General features: G+C 31.3%; 19 protein-coding genes. 9 read left to right on the top strand and 10 right to left on the bottom strand.

Annotated features, from left to right (window positions below; translation table 11 throughout):
* The first annotated feature begins 12 nt into the window (after window positions 1-12).
* Window positions 13-984, top strand: coding sequence for a PorP/SprF family type IX secretion system membrane protein (locus MARIT_RS12850; protein ID WP_024741559.1), 972 nt, complete (start codon window positions 13-15; stop codon window positions 982-984).
* Here MARIT_RS12850 and murI read toward each other — a convergent pair.
* The 8 genes from murI to MARIT_RS12810 all read right to left on the bottom strand — a co-directional run bounded on the left by murI (window position 981) and on the right by MARIT_RS12810 (window position 8,949).
* Entirely contained in the window at window positions 981-1,781 is an 801-nt protein-coding gene (murI, locus tag MARIT_RS12845; RefSeq protein WP_100211708.1) for a glutamate racemase, read from the bottom strand. The genes MARIT_RS12850 and murI overlap by 4 nt on opposite strands.
* Before the next feature lie 77 nt (window positions 1,782-1,858).
* Window positions 1,859-2,368 carry an OmpH family outer membrane protein gene (locus MARIT_RS12840; RefSeq protein WP_024741561.1) on the bottom strand — a complete coding sequence of 170 codons (510 nt, stop codon included), beginning with the start codon at window positions 2,366-2,368 and terminating at the stop codon, window positions 1,859-1,861.
* 36 nt (window positions 2,369-2,404) lie between these two features.
* Window positions 2,405-3,193 carry an OmpH family outer membrane protein gene (locus MARIT_RS12835; RefSeq protein WP_024741562.1) on the bottom strand — a complete coding sequence of 263 codons (789 nt, stop codon included), beginning with the start codon at window positions 3,191-3,193 and terminating at the stop codon, window positions 2,405-2,407.
* Window positions 3,194-3,256: 63 nt separating this feature from the next.
* Entirely contained in the window at window positions 3,257-5,830 is a 2,574-nt protein-coding gene (gene bamA / locus MARIT_RS12830) for an outer membrane protein assembly factor BamA (RefSeq protein ID WP_100211707.1), read from the bottom strand.
* Window positions 5,823-6,578, bottom strand: a complete 756-nt coding sequence (locus MARIT_RS12825) for an isoprenyl transferase (protein ID WP_100211706.1) — start codon at window positions 6,576-6,578, stop codon at window positions 5,823-5,825. Before MARIT_RS12825 ends, bamA begins: the two co-directional genes overlap by 8 nt.
* A gap of 7 nt (window positions 6,579-6,585) precedes the next feature.
* Window positions 6,586-7,275, bottom strand: coding sequence for a type IX secretion system protein PorG (gene porG / locus MARIT_RS12820; protein ID WP_100211705.1), 690 nt, complete (start codon window positions 7,273-7,275; stop codon window positions 6,586-6,588).
* Between the two features lie 101 nt (window positions 7,276-7,376).
* Complete coding sequence (locus MARIT_RS12815; RefSeq protein WP_100211704.1) at window positions 7,377-8,276, bottom strand: NAD kinase; 900 nt, start codon at window positions 8,274-8,276, stop codon at window positions 7,377-7,379.
* A gap of 13 nt (window positions 8,277-8,289) precedes the next feature.
* A complete protein-coding gene (locus tag MARIT_RS12810; protein ID WP_024741567.1) occupies window positions 8,290-8,949 on the bottom strand; it encodes a CBS domain-containing protein in 660 nt (219 codons plus the stop codon).
* 60 nt (window positions 8,950-9,009) lie between these two features.
* Here MARIT_RS12810 and MARIT_RS12805 point away from each other — a divergent pair, with 60 nt between their 5' ends.
* Window positions 9,010-9,726 (top strand): pyridoxine 5'-phosphate synthase, encoded by a 717-nt coding sequence (locus tag MARIT_RS12805; protein WP_100211703.1) that lies wholly within the window; start codon window positions 9,010-9,012, stop codon window positions 9,724-9,726.
* 1 nt (window position 9,727) lies between these two features.
* On the top strand, window positions 9,728-10,498 hold the full coding sequence (locus MARIT_RS12800) for an alpha/beta fold hydrolase (protein WP_100211702.1): 771 nt from the start codon (window positions 9,728-9,730) through the stop codon (window positions 10,496-10,498).
* Between the two features lie 25 nt (window positions 10,499-10,523).
* On the opposite strand, the gene MARIT_RS12795 is transcribed toward MARIT_RS12800, so the two are convergent.
* Both MARIT_RS12795 and MARIT_RS12790 read right to left on the bottom strand, forming a co-directional pair.
* On the bottom strand, window positions 10,524-10,718 hold the full coding sequence (locus MARIT_RS12795; protein WP_024741570.1) for a hypothetical protein: 195 nt from the start codon (window positions 10,716-10,718) through the stop codon (window positions 10,524-10,526).
* Between the two features lie 80 nt (window positions 10,719-10,798).
* The gene (locus MARIT_RS12790; RefSeq protein WP_024741571.1) at window positions 10,799-11,056 is read right to left on the bottom strand and encodes a hypothetical protein; all 258 of its coding nucleotides are present in this window, start codon (window positions 11,054-11,056) and stop codon (window positions 10,799-10,801) included.
* A 133-nt stretch (window positions 11,057-11,189) separates the two neighbouring features.
* On the opposite strand from MARIT_RS12790, the gene MARIT_RS12785 reads away from it, so the two are divergent.
* From MARIT_RS12785 to clpP, 6 genes are all read left to right on the top strand, one after another.
* Complete coding sequence (locus tag MARIT_RS12785; RefSeq protein ID WP_024741572.1) at window positions 11,190-11,588, top strand: hypothetical protein; 399 nt, start codon at window positions 11,190-11,192, stop codon at window positions 11,586-11,588.
* Between the two features lie 223 nt (window positions 11,589-11,811).
* The gene (locus MARIT_RS12780; RefSeq protein ID WP_024741573.1) at window positions 11,812-12,195 is read left to right on the top strand and encodes a hypothetical protein; all 384 of its coding nucleotides are present in this window, start codon (window positions 11,812-11,814) and stop codon (window positions 12,193-12,195) included.
* Window positions 12,196-12,419: 224 nt separating this feature from the next.
* Window positions 12,420-12,827 carry a hypothetical protein gene (locus MARIT_RS12775; protein ID WP_024741574.1) on the top strand — a complete coding sequence of 136 codons (408 nt, stop codon included), beginning with the start codon at window positions 12,420-12,422 and terminating at the stop codon, window positions 12,825-12,827.
* Window positions 12,828-12,968: 141 nt separating this feature from the next.
* On the top strand, window positions 12,969-13,316 hold the full coding sequence (locus MARIT_RS12770; protein ID WP_024741575.1) for a phage holin family protein: 348 nt from the start codon (window positions 12,969-12,971) through the stop codon (window positions 13,314-13,316).
* An 83-nt stretch (window positions 13,317-13,399) separates the two neighbouring features.
* Window positions 13,400-14,722, top strand: coding sequence for a trigger factor (gene tig / locus MARIT_RS12765; RefSeq protein ID WP_100211701.1), 1,323 nt, complete (start codon window positions 13,400-13,402; stop codon window positions 14,720-14,722).
* Between the two features lie 211 nt (window positions 14,723-14,933).
* A complete protein-coding gene (gene clpP / locus MARIT_RS12760) occupies window positions 14,934-15,593 on the top strand; it encodes an ATP-dependent Clp endopeptidase proteolytic subunit ClpP (protein WP_024741577.1) in 660 nt (219 codons plus the stop codon).
* Window position 15,594 lies beyond the last annotated feature (1 nt).

Below are 15,594 nucleotides of genomic sequence, written 5' to 3'. Positions count from 1 at the left end.
ATAAGTTTATAAATGAAGAAAAAAATCCAATATTTGGCAGTATTGTTTGTGTCTTTACTGTCTAATCAACTAATAGCCCAAGAAACATTGCCCATCTATACTGATTATCTGTCTGATAATGTGTATTTATTACATCCTGCGGCCGCAGGTATAGGATCATGTGGGAAAATAAGATTGACGGCTGGTAAGCAGTGGTTAGGAGTAGCAAATGCTCCAGCTTTGCAAACGGTGAGTTTTCATAGAAAATTCGATGAGTATTCAAAAGCTGCCTTTGGAGCTATTTTGTTTAATGATAGAAATGGATATCATTCTCAAAAAGGGGTTCAAGGAACTTATGCGTATCATTTAGATATGGGAAACGAAAATATGTTTAACCAGTTGTCTTTTGGATTGTCTCTATCTTTCGTACAAAATGAAGTCAATCAAATTGCTTTTGTGGGAGATCCAACCGTGAGTCAAGTGATAAATAGTGATTATTATTTTAATGCTGATTTTGGTATGGCTTACCATAATAACGGCTTCTCTTCTTATTTGACCATAAAAAACTTACTATTATCAGCCAAAGATAATTCGCAAATAGCCCCATTAAATTTGAGAAATTATATTTTGGGAGCTGGCTATTTTTTTGGGAATCAAGAAAAAATTCAGTTTGAACCGTCTATTATGTTTCAATTTAAAGAGCAAACCTCAGAAAATATAATAGATTTTAATATGAAAGCTTATAAGACAATTGATAATACTCAACTTTGGCTAGCATTGTCTTATCGTACGCATTTAGAAGGAGGTCCATTAGGAGATACGAAGTACCTTTCTCCTATACTAGGAGTTAATATCAACAGGTTTATGATGTCATATACATATACGAAACAGTTGGGAGATATAGTATTAGCTAATGAAGGCTTTCATCAAGTGACATTAGGATTTAATTTGTTTTGTGCAAAGAGAAGAACAACTGCTTGTCCAAATATCAATGGAAGTTTTTAGAAATAGACTTCTTTTATGATCGTATTTGAGTATTGTTTGATAAAATAAGACAATACGTCTTTGTCTTTATTGGTAAAAAAGGATAGCATAGGAGAGGAGGTATTATTACTAAGTAATTGATTTATTTCTAAAATATTCTTTACCTGAGAAGCTACCGCCCTTCCTGAATCAATGATGTGAATGCTTTTACCATCAACTACCTTTTTAATCTGTGGAATTAAGTATGGGTAATGAGTACAGCCTAAAACTAAGCAATCTATATTTGCATTAAGCATTGGCACAATGTACTTATTTAATAAAGAAACCATTTCTTTAGAGTTTATTTTTCCTTTTTCGATAAGTTCCACTAGACCTTCTCCAACCTGTTCAATAATGGTAATATTGTTATTGATAGAAGAAGAGGTTTTTGCAAAAAGCTTACTATTTAAGGTACCTTTAGTTGCTAAAATACCAATAGTGTTTGTATTTGTTTGAAGAGAAGCAGGTTTTATAGCGGGTTCTATGCCTATAAAAGGAACTTTATAATTAGTTCTTAGGTAATCTATAGCATTGGTTGTTGCGGTATTACAAGCAACAACAATAACCTTACATTTATGCGCTAATAAAAATTCCGTGTTTTTTATAGATAATCTAATAATTTCTTCTTTTGTTTTTTGGCCGTAAGGAGCATTCTTACTGTCAGAAAGGTAGATTGTATTTTCATGAGGTAAAAGGAGGTGTATTTCTTTCCATATGGAAGTTCCTCCAATTCCTGAATCAAATATCCCTATAGGATTTGTTTTATTGGGTAATTGCATAATTTAAAGTAGCTGCAAAAATAAAATCCTGCTTCGTTATGACAAAGCAGGATTCCTATTTTTTAATTTACAATATATTAAAAACCTAATTTGGTTTTTACATCGTTGTAGATATCTACTCCTTTATCATATACTATAAGTCCTTTTCCTGGAGAAGCGTCAAATACATATATAATTCCTTTAGCAGCAGCTACATCTTTTATTGCTTGTTCTGCTTTTTGTAAAATTGGAATTGTTTTTTCTTGGTACTTTTTTTGCATTTCTTGAGTAGCAGCTTGTCTTGCTTGCTCAATTTTCATTCTATCTTGTTGTACCTCAGCAGCTCTTTTTTGGTTTACTTCTTGAGTTTGGCCTTTTCCTTCAGCTTCGTATTTTTTTACTTTAGCTTCTAACTTTTTGAACATACCTTCTATTTCATCTTGATATGTTTTATTTAGCTTTTCTAAATCAGCTTTCATAGTTTTAGTCGCTGGCATTTCAGCTAACAGTTTATCAGTATTAATATGTGCAGTTTTTTGCGCATTCGCCACTCCTCCAATACCAATCGTAAAAATTGCAATTAATAATAAAGTTTTAAAATGTTTCATTTTTTTTGTTTTAATTAATTTTACTGTTCTTTTTTCTTATTTTGTGTTTTTCTTATTCTTAGCTTCTTCTTGGGCTTTTTTTAAAGCTTCTCTTTTTTCCTTAAGAAGTTTTCTTTTATCTTCTCTAGCTTTTAAAAGAGCTTTTCTTTTTTCTTCTATACGTTTTATCCTCTCTTCTTTTTCTTTTATCCTTTGCTTTCTTTTAGCTTCCTTCTTTTCTTTTTTAGCCTTTTGCTCTTCAGATATATCGTTGTTACTTAATAACTTTCTTTTAGCTTCAATTTTATCTTTTTTAGCTTGCTTTTTCTGGTCTATATTTATCAATTTGATAATAAGTTCGCTAATATCGTATTTTTTGTTTGAATATAGCATAACTAAGTCACTAGATTTGTCAAAAACAAAATCATATTTTTTTTTAGTTGCTATATTCTGAATAGCGTTATATACTTGGTCTTGTACGGGTTGAACTAATTTTCTTCTCAATATATACATATCTCCCTGAGGGCCAAAATATAACGATTCTAATCTACGTAAAGATTCTTGCTTTATAGCAATATCTTCTTCTCTTTCTTCTATTAAGTCTTTTGTTAAGATTGCTTTTTCATTAGCTAGGTCAGTTTTTAACACTTCAATATGCCTGGCTTCTTTATTTAGTTTTGTTTTCCACTTTTCTACTTTAGCATTCAATGAATTTTGGGCTTCAACGTATTCAGGAACATTTTGCAATATATATTCCATGTCAATATATGCAATACGCTGAGATTTTTGAGCAGAAGCTACTACAACAATAAATAAAAGAACGATTGATAAAATGTTTTTCTTCATTTGTATTATGTATTTAGAAAAAACCGTGCCAAAAAACAAAACATATCAAAAAGTATAGTGTTATTAGAACTGTCTTCCAATTATAAAATGTGTTTGCCAGCCAGATTTTTTAGTTTGCCCAGGTATTGGATCAAATCCATGGGCAAAATCAACACCTAGCAATCCAAATGCAGGCATAAATATACGAACTCCTAATCCAGCTGAACGTTTTAATTCAAACGGCTTAAAATTATTAAAATTGCTATAAGAATTTCCTGCTTCAATAAAACCTAATGTATAAATAGAAGCAGAAGGTTTATCTGTGATAGAGTAGCGTACTTCCATTTGAAATTTATTATAGATAGCACCTCCTTCATTTTCACCATTAGGCCCTATAGATAATCGGTTATTTTCATAACCACGAAGACCAACTGTTTCACGTCCATCTAATTGCCCTTGTGCAATACCATCACCCCCAACGAAGTAGCGTTCTACAGGTGTTAAACCTAGTGTTGAATTATAAGTCCCTAAATAACCTACTTCAAAATTAGACATCAATACAAGCTTTTTAGCAAGAGAAGTGTACCATTTACCTTTTGCTGATACCTTGTAGTATTCTAACCATTTGTATTTACTAGCTAGATAGTCCTGTTGCTCTTGATCTGTAGGTTTTACAGGTTCAGTGTAATCTTTTCCGTTCACTAATGAATAAGGAAAAGTTGCTTTCGCTCTAATTGTAAATTCAGATCCATAAGTAGGGAATATTAAGCTAGGCCCTGCTGAATTTCTACTTAAAGAAGCTGTGTAAGCTAGATTATTAAGATTTCCTTGCCTTAAAATAGCATTTGAGTTTCCTACACGATAAGCATAATTGTTTAGATCTATTCTTTGGTAACTAATACTTTGAGATAAGGTAAAGTAATCATCTGGCCATTGCAATCTTTTTCCTAAACCAAGAGAAGCTCCTAAAATACTTAAACTTTGACTTTTATTTACTCTATTAATTCGGGAGTTAAATTGGTACTGGTTTGATTTATACAAAGAAAAAGACAATGATTGAGGTCTTCTTCCTCCTAGCCAAGGTTCTGTAAAAGAAAAGCTGTACGTTTCGTAAGTCCTACTTGCTCGCAAACGAAGCGAGATTTTTTGTCCATCTCCCATAGGTAAAGGTTTATAAGCTTCCTTATTAAAAATATTTCTAATAGAGAAATTATTAAAAGATAACCCTAGGGTACCAATGAAGGAACCACCTCCATAACCTCCTTGCAGCTCTATTTGACTACCTCCTTTTTCCGTTACTGAAAAATTAATATCGGCAGTTTTATTTTGAAAGTTTGGTTTTACGTCAGGGGTAACATTCGCATCGAAGAAACCTAATTGCCCTATTTCACGGATAGAACGTATGATGTTTTGACGACTGAATAAATCTCCTGGTTTCACACGCAGTTCTCTAAAAATAACGTGGTCATTGGTTTTATCATTTCCTGTTACAGTTACTTTTTTTATGGTAGCAGGTTCGTCTTCTCTGATACGAATTTCAACAGTAATAGAATCGTTTTTAACTTTGGTTTCTACAGCATTTACAGAAGAAAATAAGTATCCATTATTGTGGTATAACGTTTGAAGGTCTTGAGAGTCAGGGGTTCCATCTCCTGATACACGTTCTTTTAAAACAGCTCCATTATAAATATCTCCCTTATCTATTCTTAAGATATTGTTTAACTGTTCATCAGTATATCTTTTGTTTCCTATAAATAAAATTTCTCCAAATCTATATTGACGACCTTCTTCCAATTCTATTTCTAGATTAACAGTGTTATCGTCATTCCAAGTTAATTTATCGCCAAGAATACGAGCGTCTCTATATCCTGCTCTACTATACTTTTCTAAAATACTCTCTAAATCTTTTTTGTAGTCATCATAAATATATTTTGAAGTTTTCCAAAAACGACCGAAGAATTTACGCTTTGTATTTTTCATAGCTCCGCGCAAAGTACCGTTTTCCAAAGCTTTGTTACCTTTAAAATTTATTTCTTTAATTTTTACACGAGCCCCTCGGTCTATGAATATATTCATATTTACCGTATTTATATCTGAGGTATCTTTTTGGGTATTTAAAGAAACTTTGGTTTTTAAAAAGCCTTTGTCTGTATATTTTTTCTTAATGTAATTTTTAGTGGTTACAATGAGGTTGTCAGTAACCATAACTCCTTTTTTCAATTCAGTTTCTTTTTGCAAATCTCTTGCTTTAGATTTACTGATTCCGCTTATGGTTATGTTATTTAATTGTGGTAATTCTGTGACGTCGAATTGAAGATATACAGTGTTGCCATCTCTTTTGGCTAAATAAACATCTACCTCACTAAATTGTTTACTTTCGTAAAGTTTTTTAATAGCACTAGTTAATTTGTCTCCAGGGAGCTTGAGCTTTTGACCCGTTCTTAGCCCAGTAAAAACGCGAACCGTTTGCTCTGTAAATTTTTGTAAGCCAGTAACAGTAATTCCTCCGAGAATGTATTCTTTCCCTTTTTCATAAGAAGTGGTTTTAGGAGGTCCTTCCTTTATAAAAATACTATCTTTTGGTGCATTTTGTGCTTGAGAATTTATAGCACTAATTATAAAGATAAATAATGCGATAAAAAGTAAGTTTTTATTCATTGCTAGTTTCAATCTGTTCACTTGTTTTTCCAAATCTTCGTTCTCTGTTCTGATAATCAATTATAGCATCAAAGAAGTCTTCTTTCCTAAAGTCAGGCCATAAGGTATCTGTAAAGTACAGTTCTGCATAAGCCATTTGCCAAAGTAAAAAATTACTAATTCTTTGTTCACCGCTAGTACGTATCATTAAATCAACGTCGGGCAAATTAAATGTATATAAATGATTATTTATAATTTTTTCATCTATTTTTTTGATATCTAATTGGTTATTAACAACTTTTTTAGATATGTTTTGGATTGCATTAACAATTTCTTCTCGTGATCCATAGCTTAAAGCAAAAGTAAGGGTTATAGAAGTATTGTGCTTTGTAGCTTCAATAACGTCTGTTAATACCTTTTGAGCATTTTTAGGTAAACTACTTAAGTTTCCTATTGCATTTATTTTGATACTTTTTTCTTGGAAATCAGGAAGTTCTTTTTTTAGAGTTTTTACGAGTAAACTCATTAGCGCATCTACTTCAATTTTTGGCCTATTCCAGTTTTCTGTTGAAAAAGCATAAAGAGTTAAGTGTTTTGCTCCTATTTGACAAGCAGCATCTGCACTTTCTCTAATGGCCGATAAAGCATTTTTATGCCCAAAAATACGTTGCATTCCTTTACGTTTTGCCCATCGCCCATTGCCATCCATAATGATAGCGATGTGGTCTGGTATTTTTTGTGAATTAATGCGTTGTAGTTTTTTATCCATAAAAAAATTATTCTGTTAATCCATAACCGTTATAACAAGGAGGCCTTCCAAAAGAGTACACCAATGATATTCCTGTAAAAACATACCAATCATTACCGTTTCCTTTGAAATTTAATTGAGGAATTCTACTCGTACTATAATCTAAATCATCTATAAAAGTAAATCTAGCAATAGATTCAAAAGCTATTGCAACATTGTCTGTTAATCTTCCTTTTATACCAATACCCAAAGGAATTGTATAAGAGAAGTTGTTTTTTAGAGACACAGTATTGTTATTTGAATTAAAAGTATCTGGACTTTTATAATTAAAGGCAGCAATTTCTGCTAATATATATGGGGTAAATATTTTCTTGTGATCTGAGATATTATATTCAAAAAAGTTAAATTCAACTCCTACAGCTAATTCGTGAATAGTATTTTTAAAACGCCTTCCTATTTGCTTCCTAAATAGGTTATCTGCATCTAAATCGTTTCCAGAAATAGGAAGGTATGAATAAGTTCCTCGCAAGGCAACTCTAGGGTTTAAATTATACTTGTATAAGGCTCCCATAGCTACTTCGTTAGGAAGTATAAAATTTGTTTTGCCAATATCTCCAATATAGTTAGAACCGCCCAAAAAGAAACCTATCTCATGAGTTTGTGAGAATAAAATACTTGTTAAACAAGTGAATAATATGGCGAAAAAGTTTTTCTTCATGTTAAAAATAGCGTGCAAATATAGGGAAATGAATTTGCTTTATAAAGTTAATAATCTGTCTTTTTTGAATAACTGTTATTTTGGCCTTTTATTGTACGTGTTTACAGTGTTGGTTCATTTCGTGTATCTTCTCCCCAGAGAAGTTTGCTTCTTAGAGTTTTTAAAAAGGATTGTTTTTCTAAAAGAATACTTTTTATAGTGAAGGGGGCTTTTTGTATATAAATTTTGGTGTTTTGTGGCACGGTTGCTATTCTAGAGTCTAAAGATATAAGGAAATCTTTTTCTCTAGCGCTAACTTCTAATTGAATAGTAGTTTCGTCAGAAATCACCATAGGCCTAGCATTTAAATTATGTGGAGCAATTGGAGTAATGACAAAATTTTTAGAATTAGGTAAGATAACAGGACCACCACAACTTAAAGAATACCCTGTGGATCCTGTTGGGGTAGCTAAAATCAATCCATCTGCCCAATAATTGGTTAAGTATTCGTTATTTAGGAAGGTTTTTAAGCCAATCATTGAGGTGGTATTTTTACGAGCGATAGTAACTTCGTTTAGAGCAAAATTTAATTCAGAAAACTCTTTGGTTTCAGGAGATGTTTTTACTTGAAGTAAAGCGCGCTCATGAATTGTATATTTTTTGTTAATTAAGCATTCAACAGCTTCTTTAATTTGATTTTTTTGGACAGTAGCTAAGAAGCCTAGCCGACCAGTATTGATCCCTAATATGGGGATGTTTAAGTTTCTGATGTACGTAACGGCGCGAAGTATAGTGCCGTCTCCCCCTACGGTAAAAAGAATGTTGAAAGACTCATTTAAGTCATCAAAGTGGGCATAGGTTGGATACTTTTTTTGAAGAGCATTCTCCTTAGTTAGTAAATCATAGTACTCCTTTTCAAAAAAGACTACAATTTTTTCAGTTTCTAAAATTGCTAATAAGATTTTAATTTCTTTTTCAGCAGAAATAGTATAAGCTTGTCCGTATATGGCTACTTTTTTCACGTTACAATATAATTTACATATCTAAATATTTCTTCAAATAATCAGCTCTGTTTTTTAAATCTTCCAGATAAATGTCGTCTTCATGTTTTGTAATGACGTTATAATCATACCTGCGAAATGTTTGGATAATTTCATTAATTTCTTCTGAAATTACATTTAAAGTAATTTGCACGGAGTCTCTAGACTCAGAAGAGATGTAAAGCCCTAATAATTTTCCATTGTTTGCTTCAATTATTTGAGAGACTTCGCTCATGGAGTAATCATTTTTACTTTTTTCTACAGTTAAAGTTTCACTCTCATTGTGCAAAAAAGGGCTGTCAGCAAATGCGTCTAAAATATCACTTAGTTCGTAATACCCAATATAATTATGGTTTTTATTTAGAACAGGAATTAAATTGCAATCATTGTCTGCAAAAAGAGTGATTAAATCTAATAAAGAAGCGTTTTCATTTGTGTGAAATATATCTAGCAGGTAGGTATATTCACTGAGTTTATGGTTTTTGTCTTCTATGGTTTGAATATCGCTTTCAGGAAGACACCCAATTAGTTTTCCGTCATCAACAACAGGAATATGCGTAATAGGTAGGTTTTTACATAATTTTTGAGCGCATTTAACACTATTGTTTAATGATAATGCTTTAATTTCGTCTAATATGTAGTCGTTGATATTCATTGATACGAATATAGGTTAAAATGATTTAATGAGTTACTTTTGTAGCATATTTTAATTCAAATGACAAAGTTAAGCGTAAATATTAATAAAATAGCAACCTTACGAAATTCTCGTGGAGGAAATGTGCCAAATTTATTAAAGGTAGCAGCCGATGTAGAAATGTTTGGAGGAGAGGGTATTACAATCCATCCGAGGCCAGATGAAAGACATATTCGTTATCAAGATGCGTATGATCTAAAATCAATAGTAACTACAGAATACAATATTGAAGGAAATCCAATTCAGAAATTTATGGATATGGTTTTAGACATAAAACCAACTCAGGTAACTCTAGTGCCAGATGAAATAGATGCATTGACATCAAATGCAGGTTGGGATACTGTTAAAAACCAACAATACTTACAAGAAGTGGTTGCTGAATTTAAAAGGAATGGTATAAGAACTTCTATTTTTATTGATACGGATTTAAAGCTAATAGAAGCAGCTGCAAAAACAGGGACTGATAGGATAGAATTGTACACAGAAAAATATGCAACGCAATATGAGTTAGGAGATAAAGGAGTTGTAAAGCCATATGTGGAAGCAGCTCTTTTGGCGCATGATTTAGGTTTGGGTATAAATGCAGGACATGATCTGAGTCTGGAGAATATTAAGTTTTTTAAAGAAAATATCCCAAAATTAGCAGAAGTGTCTATAGGACATGCATTAATTTCTGAATCATTGTATTTAGGTTTAGAGAATGTTATCAATATGTATCTACATAAATTAAGATCGTAAAATGGAAGGACTTTTGCATTCTAAAATCATTGGAAAAGGAGCGCCATTGCTAATTTTACATGGCTATTTCGGAATGGGAGATAATTGGAAGAGTCATGCAAATAAGTTTGCAGATGAGGGCTATCAAGTACACTTGCTGGACCAACGAAATCATGGACGTAGTTTTCATTCAGATGAGTTTGATTATGAATTAATGGTTGATGATTTGTATTTTTACATAAGTCATTACCAGCTTAAAAAAGTGTCATTACTAGGGCATTCTATGGGAGGCAAAACAGTAATGTTATTCGCTACAAAATACCCAGAGCTGGTGGATAGATTAATTGTAGCAGATATTTCTCCGAGAATGTATCCACCTCATCATCACGATATTTTAGAAGGATTAAACTCTATAGATTTCTCAATAGAAAATACACGAAAAAAAGTGGATGCTAAGCTGGCGTTATTGATTCCTGAAATAGGAGTGCGGCAGTTTTTGTTAAAGAGTGTTTATTGGAAAAATAAAGGAGAGCTAGCTTTTCGTTTTAATTTGAAGTCTCTAATAGAAAATAATAACGAGGTAGGAGAAGCTCTACCTTCATTTGCTGTTTTTGAAGGAAAAACATTATTCTTAAGAGGAGAAAATTCAGGATATATATCGAGTAATGAGTCATCTATTATAAGCGCACATTTTTCAAATTCGAAAATAATTACAGTTTTGAATGCAGGACATTGGTTGCATGCAGAAAACCCAATAGATTTTTATAGAGAGGTTAAAGAATTTTTAGCATAAAAGGAAGGGGAGTAGCGAGTTATTGCTAGTGCTCGAAATATTCTTTTGAGCTAGAGTGGTTTCTAGTGGCTAAATCTCTTATATGCTTAGCATTTTTAAGAATTTTAGGCAACTCTGATGCTAAAATAGTACTTTTAAAATCGTTTTCATATACATCCACATAGGCCTCAACAACGATTAAAAGTTTTTCGTGGCTTTCAAGTAATGCTTCGTTGATCATATTCGATAATACGTTTTTAGTTAAAAGCAGGACAGTCCATATAGCTGTCCTTGCTTTTAACAAGGAAAGAAAACTAAATACTAAGTATTGCTGTCGTCAATAGGGTTAATTATGTTGTTTATTTCAGCATTTATAAGTTCTCTCTCCTTTTTATGATTGTTGAAAATAACTACAATCGCTTTTGTAATAGCTATGTTGTTTCGTTTGCCAGAATATACTTTTTGAATTGTTTCAAGAGAAAAGTTTAACCCTTTTTTAGTTAAATACTCCTGAACTTTTTCTCTGTATTTAGGTGGTTTGATCTTGTCTAATTCTTTTCGTTGCTTTATCGTAATCATAATTTTTGTTAGAAGGGTAGCATTTTTAAGTTATATTTGTACGTATCTTGTACTTGATGTAGTATGAATACACTAACAAAATTATGAAAAATAAAACAATTTTCAAAAACAATTTAGAAAAAAGTTAATTACTATGAGCAAATTTATTGACACTACCCATCAAAGAATACAAAAGATAATAAAATATAAAGGGTTGAATATTAAGGCTTTTGAAAAGAATATTCAAGTTTCGAATAATTCGATTGGAACCGCAATACGCAGAGGGTCTTCATTTAAGAGTAATGTGTTAAACAAAATTCTAAACAGGTTTCCTGAAATCAATCCTACATGGTTACTAACAGGTAAAGAAGAAATGTTGGTAGAGGAGCTTACCGAAAAAAAGCTAGTAGAGGAGAGAAAGTTGCAATATAAAAAGCAAATATTTGAAAAGCAAATGAAAGAGAATATGCTCAATTTACTTTTGGAAGACAAGGAGATTCGAGAAGCTTTATCAGCAATTTTGGAAAAAAATGTAGCTCAAGAAGAGGAATAAAAAACTGCGATTATCTTCCTCTTAGAATAAAACTACCTAATTCTTAATTTAAAATTAAAAAACGCTCTTGCTTTTAATCAACGCTATTGGATGTGTTGGAGATTTTTGTTAGATAATTGATAAAAATAGTTTATATTTGTACGTGTTTTGTACTTAAAAAGGACGTAAACGCGACGATCAAGGTTAAAAACAACCCCAATATTATTTACAAAAATTAGTACATATGAATGATTTTATTGATGAAACGTATAAGAGAGTAGAAAAAATAATTTATTACAAACATCTAAATATTAAATCCTTTGAAGAAAATATCAAAGTTTCGAATAATTCGATAAGAATTGCTATACATAAAGGGTCTTCATTTAAGAGTAATGTGTTGAACAAAATTCTAAACAGGTTCCCTGAGATTAACCCTACATGGTTACTAACAGGTAAAGAAGATATGTTGCTAGAAGATCTTACCGAAGAAAAACTGGCAGAAGAGAAAAAGCTGCAATATAAAAAGCAAATGAAAGAAAATATGCTCAACTTACTTTTAGAAGACAAGGAAATTCAAGAAGCCTTATCAGTAATTTTAGAAAAAAATGTAGCTCAAGAAGAGGAATAAAAAACTACGATTATCTTCTTCTTAGAATAAAACTGCCTAATTCTTAATTTAAAATTAAAAAACGCTCTTGCTTTTAATCAATACTATCCGATGTAGTAGTGATTTTTGTTAGAGAGCTAATAAAAATAATTTATATTTGTACGTGTTTTGTACTTAAAAAAGACGTAAATACGCCGATCAAGATTAAAAAATAACCCCAATATTATTTACAAAAATTAGTTCATATGAATGATTTTATCGATGAAACTTATAAAAGAGTAGAAAAAATAATTTACTACAAACACCTAAATATTAGATCCTTTGAAGAGAATATCAAAGTTTCGAATAATTCGGTAGGAACCGCTATACGCAGAAAATCATCATTTAAAAGTAATGTATTAAATAAAATACTAAACCGTTTTCCAGATATTAATCCGACATGGTTGTTAACAGGAAAAGGGAGTATGCTTTTAGGAGCAGGAAAAATATATGACTTGATAGAAGAAGGAGCTTTAGATTATAAGAACCCTATATTTGAACGGCATATAAAAGAAAGTATGTTGAATTTGTTTTCACAAGATAAAGAAATTCAAGAAGCCTTATCAACTTATTTAAAAGGAGCAGTAGAAAAATTGAATGAAGAAGAGCTTTAGTTCATAATTTACCCTTTTAATTATTTATATAAAAACCTGTCAAAAGAACAGTTCTAGGAAAATGGTACGATTATAGCTTTTAAATAAGTAACGGAGTTCTATTGTAAAACATAGTCAGTGATTGTTTAAAAAGTTAAGAAGATGAAATTATTTTTAAAGATATTGTTAACAGCACTAGTGGTTGTTGTACTCGCAAAGATATTACCAGGAATTGAAGTTTATGATTACGTAACAGCTCTTTGGGTTGCAGTAACGATTTCGCTATTAAATATATTTGTAAAACCATTGTTAGTGATTTTTACCTTACCAGTAACTATTTTGACTCTAGGACTGTTTTTGTTTGTGATTAATGCGATCATCATAATACTAGCAGGAAGACTTGTTACAGGTTTTGTTGTAAATGGTTTTTTAATAGCACTATTATTTAGCATATTACTCTCTATATTTCGTTCTTTCTTGTTTTTATTACTAAAAGAAGATAAAAAATAACTGATAACGAAAGAGTTAAACCTTTTGCAAAATGGTAAAAAAACATTAATTTTGCACCCGATTTTAAAGAAACATATTTTAAGATGAATATTACAAAAGAAAACGTAGACGCATTAAATGCCGTTGTAAAAGTTGACATTGTTGCGGAGGACTATGAGGCCAAAGTAGCAAAAGTATTAAGCGATTACCGTAAAAATGCTAACATTCCAGGATTTAGAAAAGGTCATGTACCAATGGGGATGGTAAAGAAGCAATATGGTAAATCAGTGATGATTGATGAAGTGAATAAGCTTTTACAAGAATCTTTGAATAAGTTTTTAGTAGAAGAAAAATTAGATATTTTAGGAAACCCACTGCCAAGAATTCAAGAAGACTTTAATTGGGATGCTGGTGAATTTTCTTTTGAATTTGAATTAGGATTAGCTCCTGAGTTTGATGTAAATTTAAAATCAAAAAAGAAAGTAACGCAATATAACATTGTAGCAAATGAAGAGTTGCTAGATAAAGAAGTAGAAAATATTCAGTCTCGTTACGGAAAAATGTCAACTAAAGAGGAAGTTACAGAAGAAGCTAATGTAACTGGAACTTTTACCTCAGAAGAAAAAGAAATAAATAAAAAATCTACTGTATCATTAAAAGATATTAAAGGAAAAACAAATCTGAAAAAGTTTGTAGGAGCTAAAGTAGGAGATGTTTTAACTTTGAAAACAAAAAACCTATTTGAAGATGAGCATAAATTACAAGGAGCTTTAGGAGTTGCTCATGATGATGTTCATGGATTAGATATTACAGTATCTTTTACAATTGAAGAAATTACAGAAATAGAATTAGCGGAGCTAAATCAGGAGTTATTTGATAAATTATTTGCTGACGGAAGTGTAAAAACTGTAACAGGATTAAAAGGGAAAATTAAAGAAGACGCAGAAAAGCAATTTCAACAACAAGCAGACCAACAGTTATTAAATGCTGTTACAGAACATTTAGTGGAAGAAACAAAATTTGATTTACCAAAAGATTTCTTGCAAAAATGGTTACAAACTGCTGGAGAAAAACAACTAACTGAGGAGGAAGCTGCTGAAGAGTATAACAAATCAGAAAAAGGATTGCGTTACCAATTAATCGAAGGAAAGATTATGAAGGATAACGATATCAAATTAGAGTATGCAGAATTAGTAGATTATGCAAAAGGATTTATTAAGGCGCAAATGGCTCAATTTGGTAATATGAATCCAGAAGAAAAAGAGCTAGACGATATTGCTGGTAGAGTTTTATCAAATCAAGAAGAAGCAAAGCGTTTGCAAGAGCAATTAATCTCTCAAAAATTAGTAGCTTTTTATAAAGAAAACTTAAGTTTTGATACTAAAGAAGTGTCTTACGAAGAGTTTATAAAAGAAGTATATAAATAAGATATAGTATCGCTTATAAAATTAAAACCTCATTTTTAAACTAAAAATGAGGTTTTTTGATTATAATCTCATGAGGTACAGTGTTTCTGGATCATCAAAACTGACAAAAAGTCGCTTAAATAACACCGTTTTAGAAAGGAGTAGTAGTAAAATATTAACTTATTTGTTCTTATATTTACATCCTTTATTATAACCTAAAATCATTTTAACAATGGATTACGGAAAAGAGTTTGAAAAATACGCAACAAAGCACCACGGAATAAGTAGTACATATTTAGGAAAAATAACAAGCAGTTTAACTCCATACATTATGGAAGAGCGTCAAATGAATATCACTCAAATGGATGTTTTTTCTCGCTTAATGATGGATAGAATTATCTTTTTAGGTACTGGAATTAATGATCAAGTAGCAAATGTAATTCAGGCGCAGTTGTTGTTCTTAGAAAGTGTAGATGCTAATAAGGATATCTCAATTTACATAAACTCTCCAGGAGGAGGAGTATATGCTGGGTTAGGAATTTATGATACAATGCAATTTATAAAACCAGATGTAGCTACCATTTGTACAGGTATGGCAGCTTCGATGGGGGCAGTATTAATGTGTGCAGGAGAAAAAGGAAAACGTTCAGCATTGCCACATTCAAGAATTATGATTCATCAACCGTTAGGAGGAGCACAAGGGCAAGCATCTGATATTGAAATTACAACACGAGAGATTTTAAAACTAAAAGATGAATTGTACCAAATAATAGCACATCATTCTGGGCAAACTATAGAAAAGGTTCACAATGATTCTGATAGAGACTACTGGATGAAAGCAGCAGAAGCAAAAGCCTATGGTATGGTAGATGAAATTTTAACTAGAAAATAAT

The sequence above is a fragment of the Tenacibaculum maritimum NCIMB 2154 genome, assembly GCF_900119795.1.
GTDB classification, from domain to species: Bacteria; Bacteroidota; Bacteroidia; order Flavobacteriales; family Flavobacteriaceae; genus Polaribacter; species Polaribacter maritimus.
The sequence above is the reverse complement of the archived record's forward strand: the minus strand, read 5'-3'. Positions and strand labels throughout refer to the sequence as shown.

Bases quoted from the DNA above. Each gene is read 5' to 3' on its own strand.
- murI (WP_100211708.1), bottom strand. From the start codon at position 1,781: ATGCAATTACCCAATAAAACAAATCCTATAGGGATATTTGATTCAGGA.
- MARIT_RS12770 (WP_024741575.1), top strand. From the start codon at position 12,969: ATGAAATTATTTTTAAAGATATTGTTAACAGCACTAGTGGTTGTTGTA.
- clpP (WP_024741577.1), top strand. From the start codon at position 14,934: ATGGATTACGGAAAAGAGTTTGAAAAATACGCAACAAAGCACCACGGA.
- MARIT_RS12840 (WP_024741561.1), bottom strand. From the start codon at position 2,368: ATGAAACATTTTAAAACTTTATTATTAATTGCAATTTTTACGATTGGT.
- porG (WP_100211705.1), bottom strand. From the start codon at position 7,275: ATGAAGAAAAACTTTTTCGCCATATTATTCACTTGTTTAACAAGTATT.
- MARIT_RS12775 (WP_024741574.1), top strand. From the start codon at position 12,420: ATGAATGATTTTATCGATGAAACTTATAAAAGAGTAGAAAAAATAATT.
- MARIT_RS12810 (WP_024741567.1), bottom strand. From the start codon at position 8,949: ATGAATATCAACGACTACATATTAGACGAAATTAAAGCATTATCATTA.
- MARIT_RS12800 (WP_100211702.1), top strand. From the start codon at position 9,728: ATGGAAGGACTTTTGCATTCTAAAATCATTGGAAAAGGAGCGCCATTG.
- tig (WP_100211701.1), top strand. From the start codon at position 13,400: ATGAATATTACAAAAGAAAACGTAGACGCATTAAATGCCGTTGTAAAA.
- MARIT_RS12850 (WP_024741559.1), top strand. From the start codon at position 13: ATGAAGAAAAAAATCCAATATTTGGCAGTATTGTTTGTGTCTTTACTG.
- MARIT_RS12805 (WP_100211703.1), top strand. From the start codon at position 9,010: ATGACAAAGTTAAGCGTAAATATTAATAAAATAGCAACCTTACGAAAT.
- MARIT_RS12825 (WP_100211706.1), bottom strand. From the start codon at position 6,578: ATGGATAAAAAACTACAACGCATTAATTCACAAAAAATACCAGACCAC.
- MARIT_RS12795 (WP_024741570.1), bottom strand. From the start codon at position 10,718: ATGATCAACGAAGCATTACTTGAAAGCCACGAAAAACTTTTAATCGTT.
- MARIT_RS12835 (WP_024741562.1), bottom strand. From the start codon at position 3,193: ATGAAGAAAAACATTTTATCAATCGTTCTTTTATTTATTGTTGTAGTA.
- MARIT_RS12785 (WP_024741572.1), top strand. From the start codon at position 11,190: ATGAGCAAATTTATTGACACTACCCATCAAAGAATACAAAAGATAATA.
- bamA (WP_100211707.1), bottom strand. From the start codon at position 5,830: ATGAATAAAAACTTACTTTTTATCGCATTATTTATCTTTATAATTAGT.
- MARIT_RS12780 (WP_024741573.1), top strand. From the start codon at position 11,812: ATGAATGATTTTATTGATGAAACGTATAAGAGAGTAGAAAAAATAATT.
- MARIT_RS12790 (WP_024741571.1), bottom strand. From the start codon at position 11,056: ATGATTACGATAAAGCAACGAAAAGAATTAGACAAGATCAAACCACCT.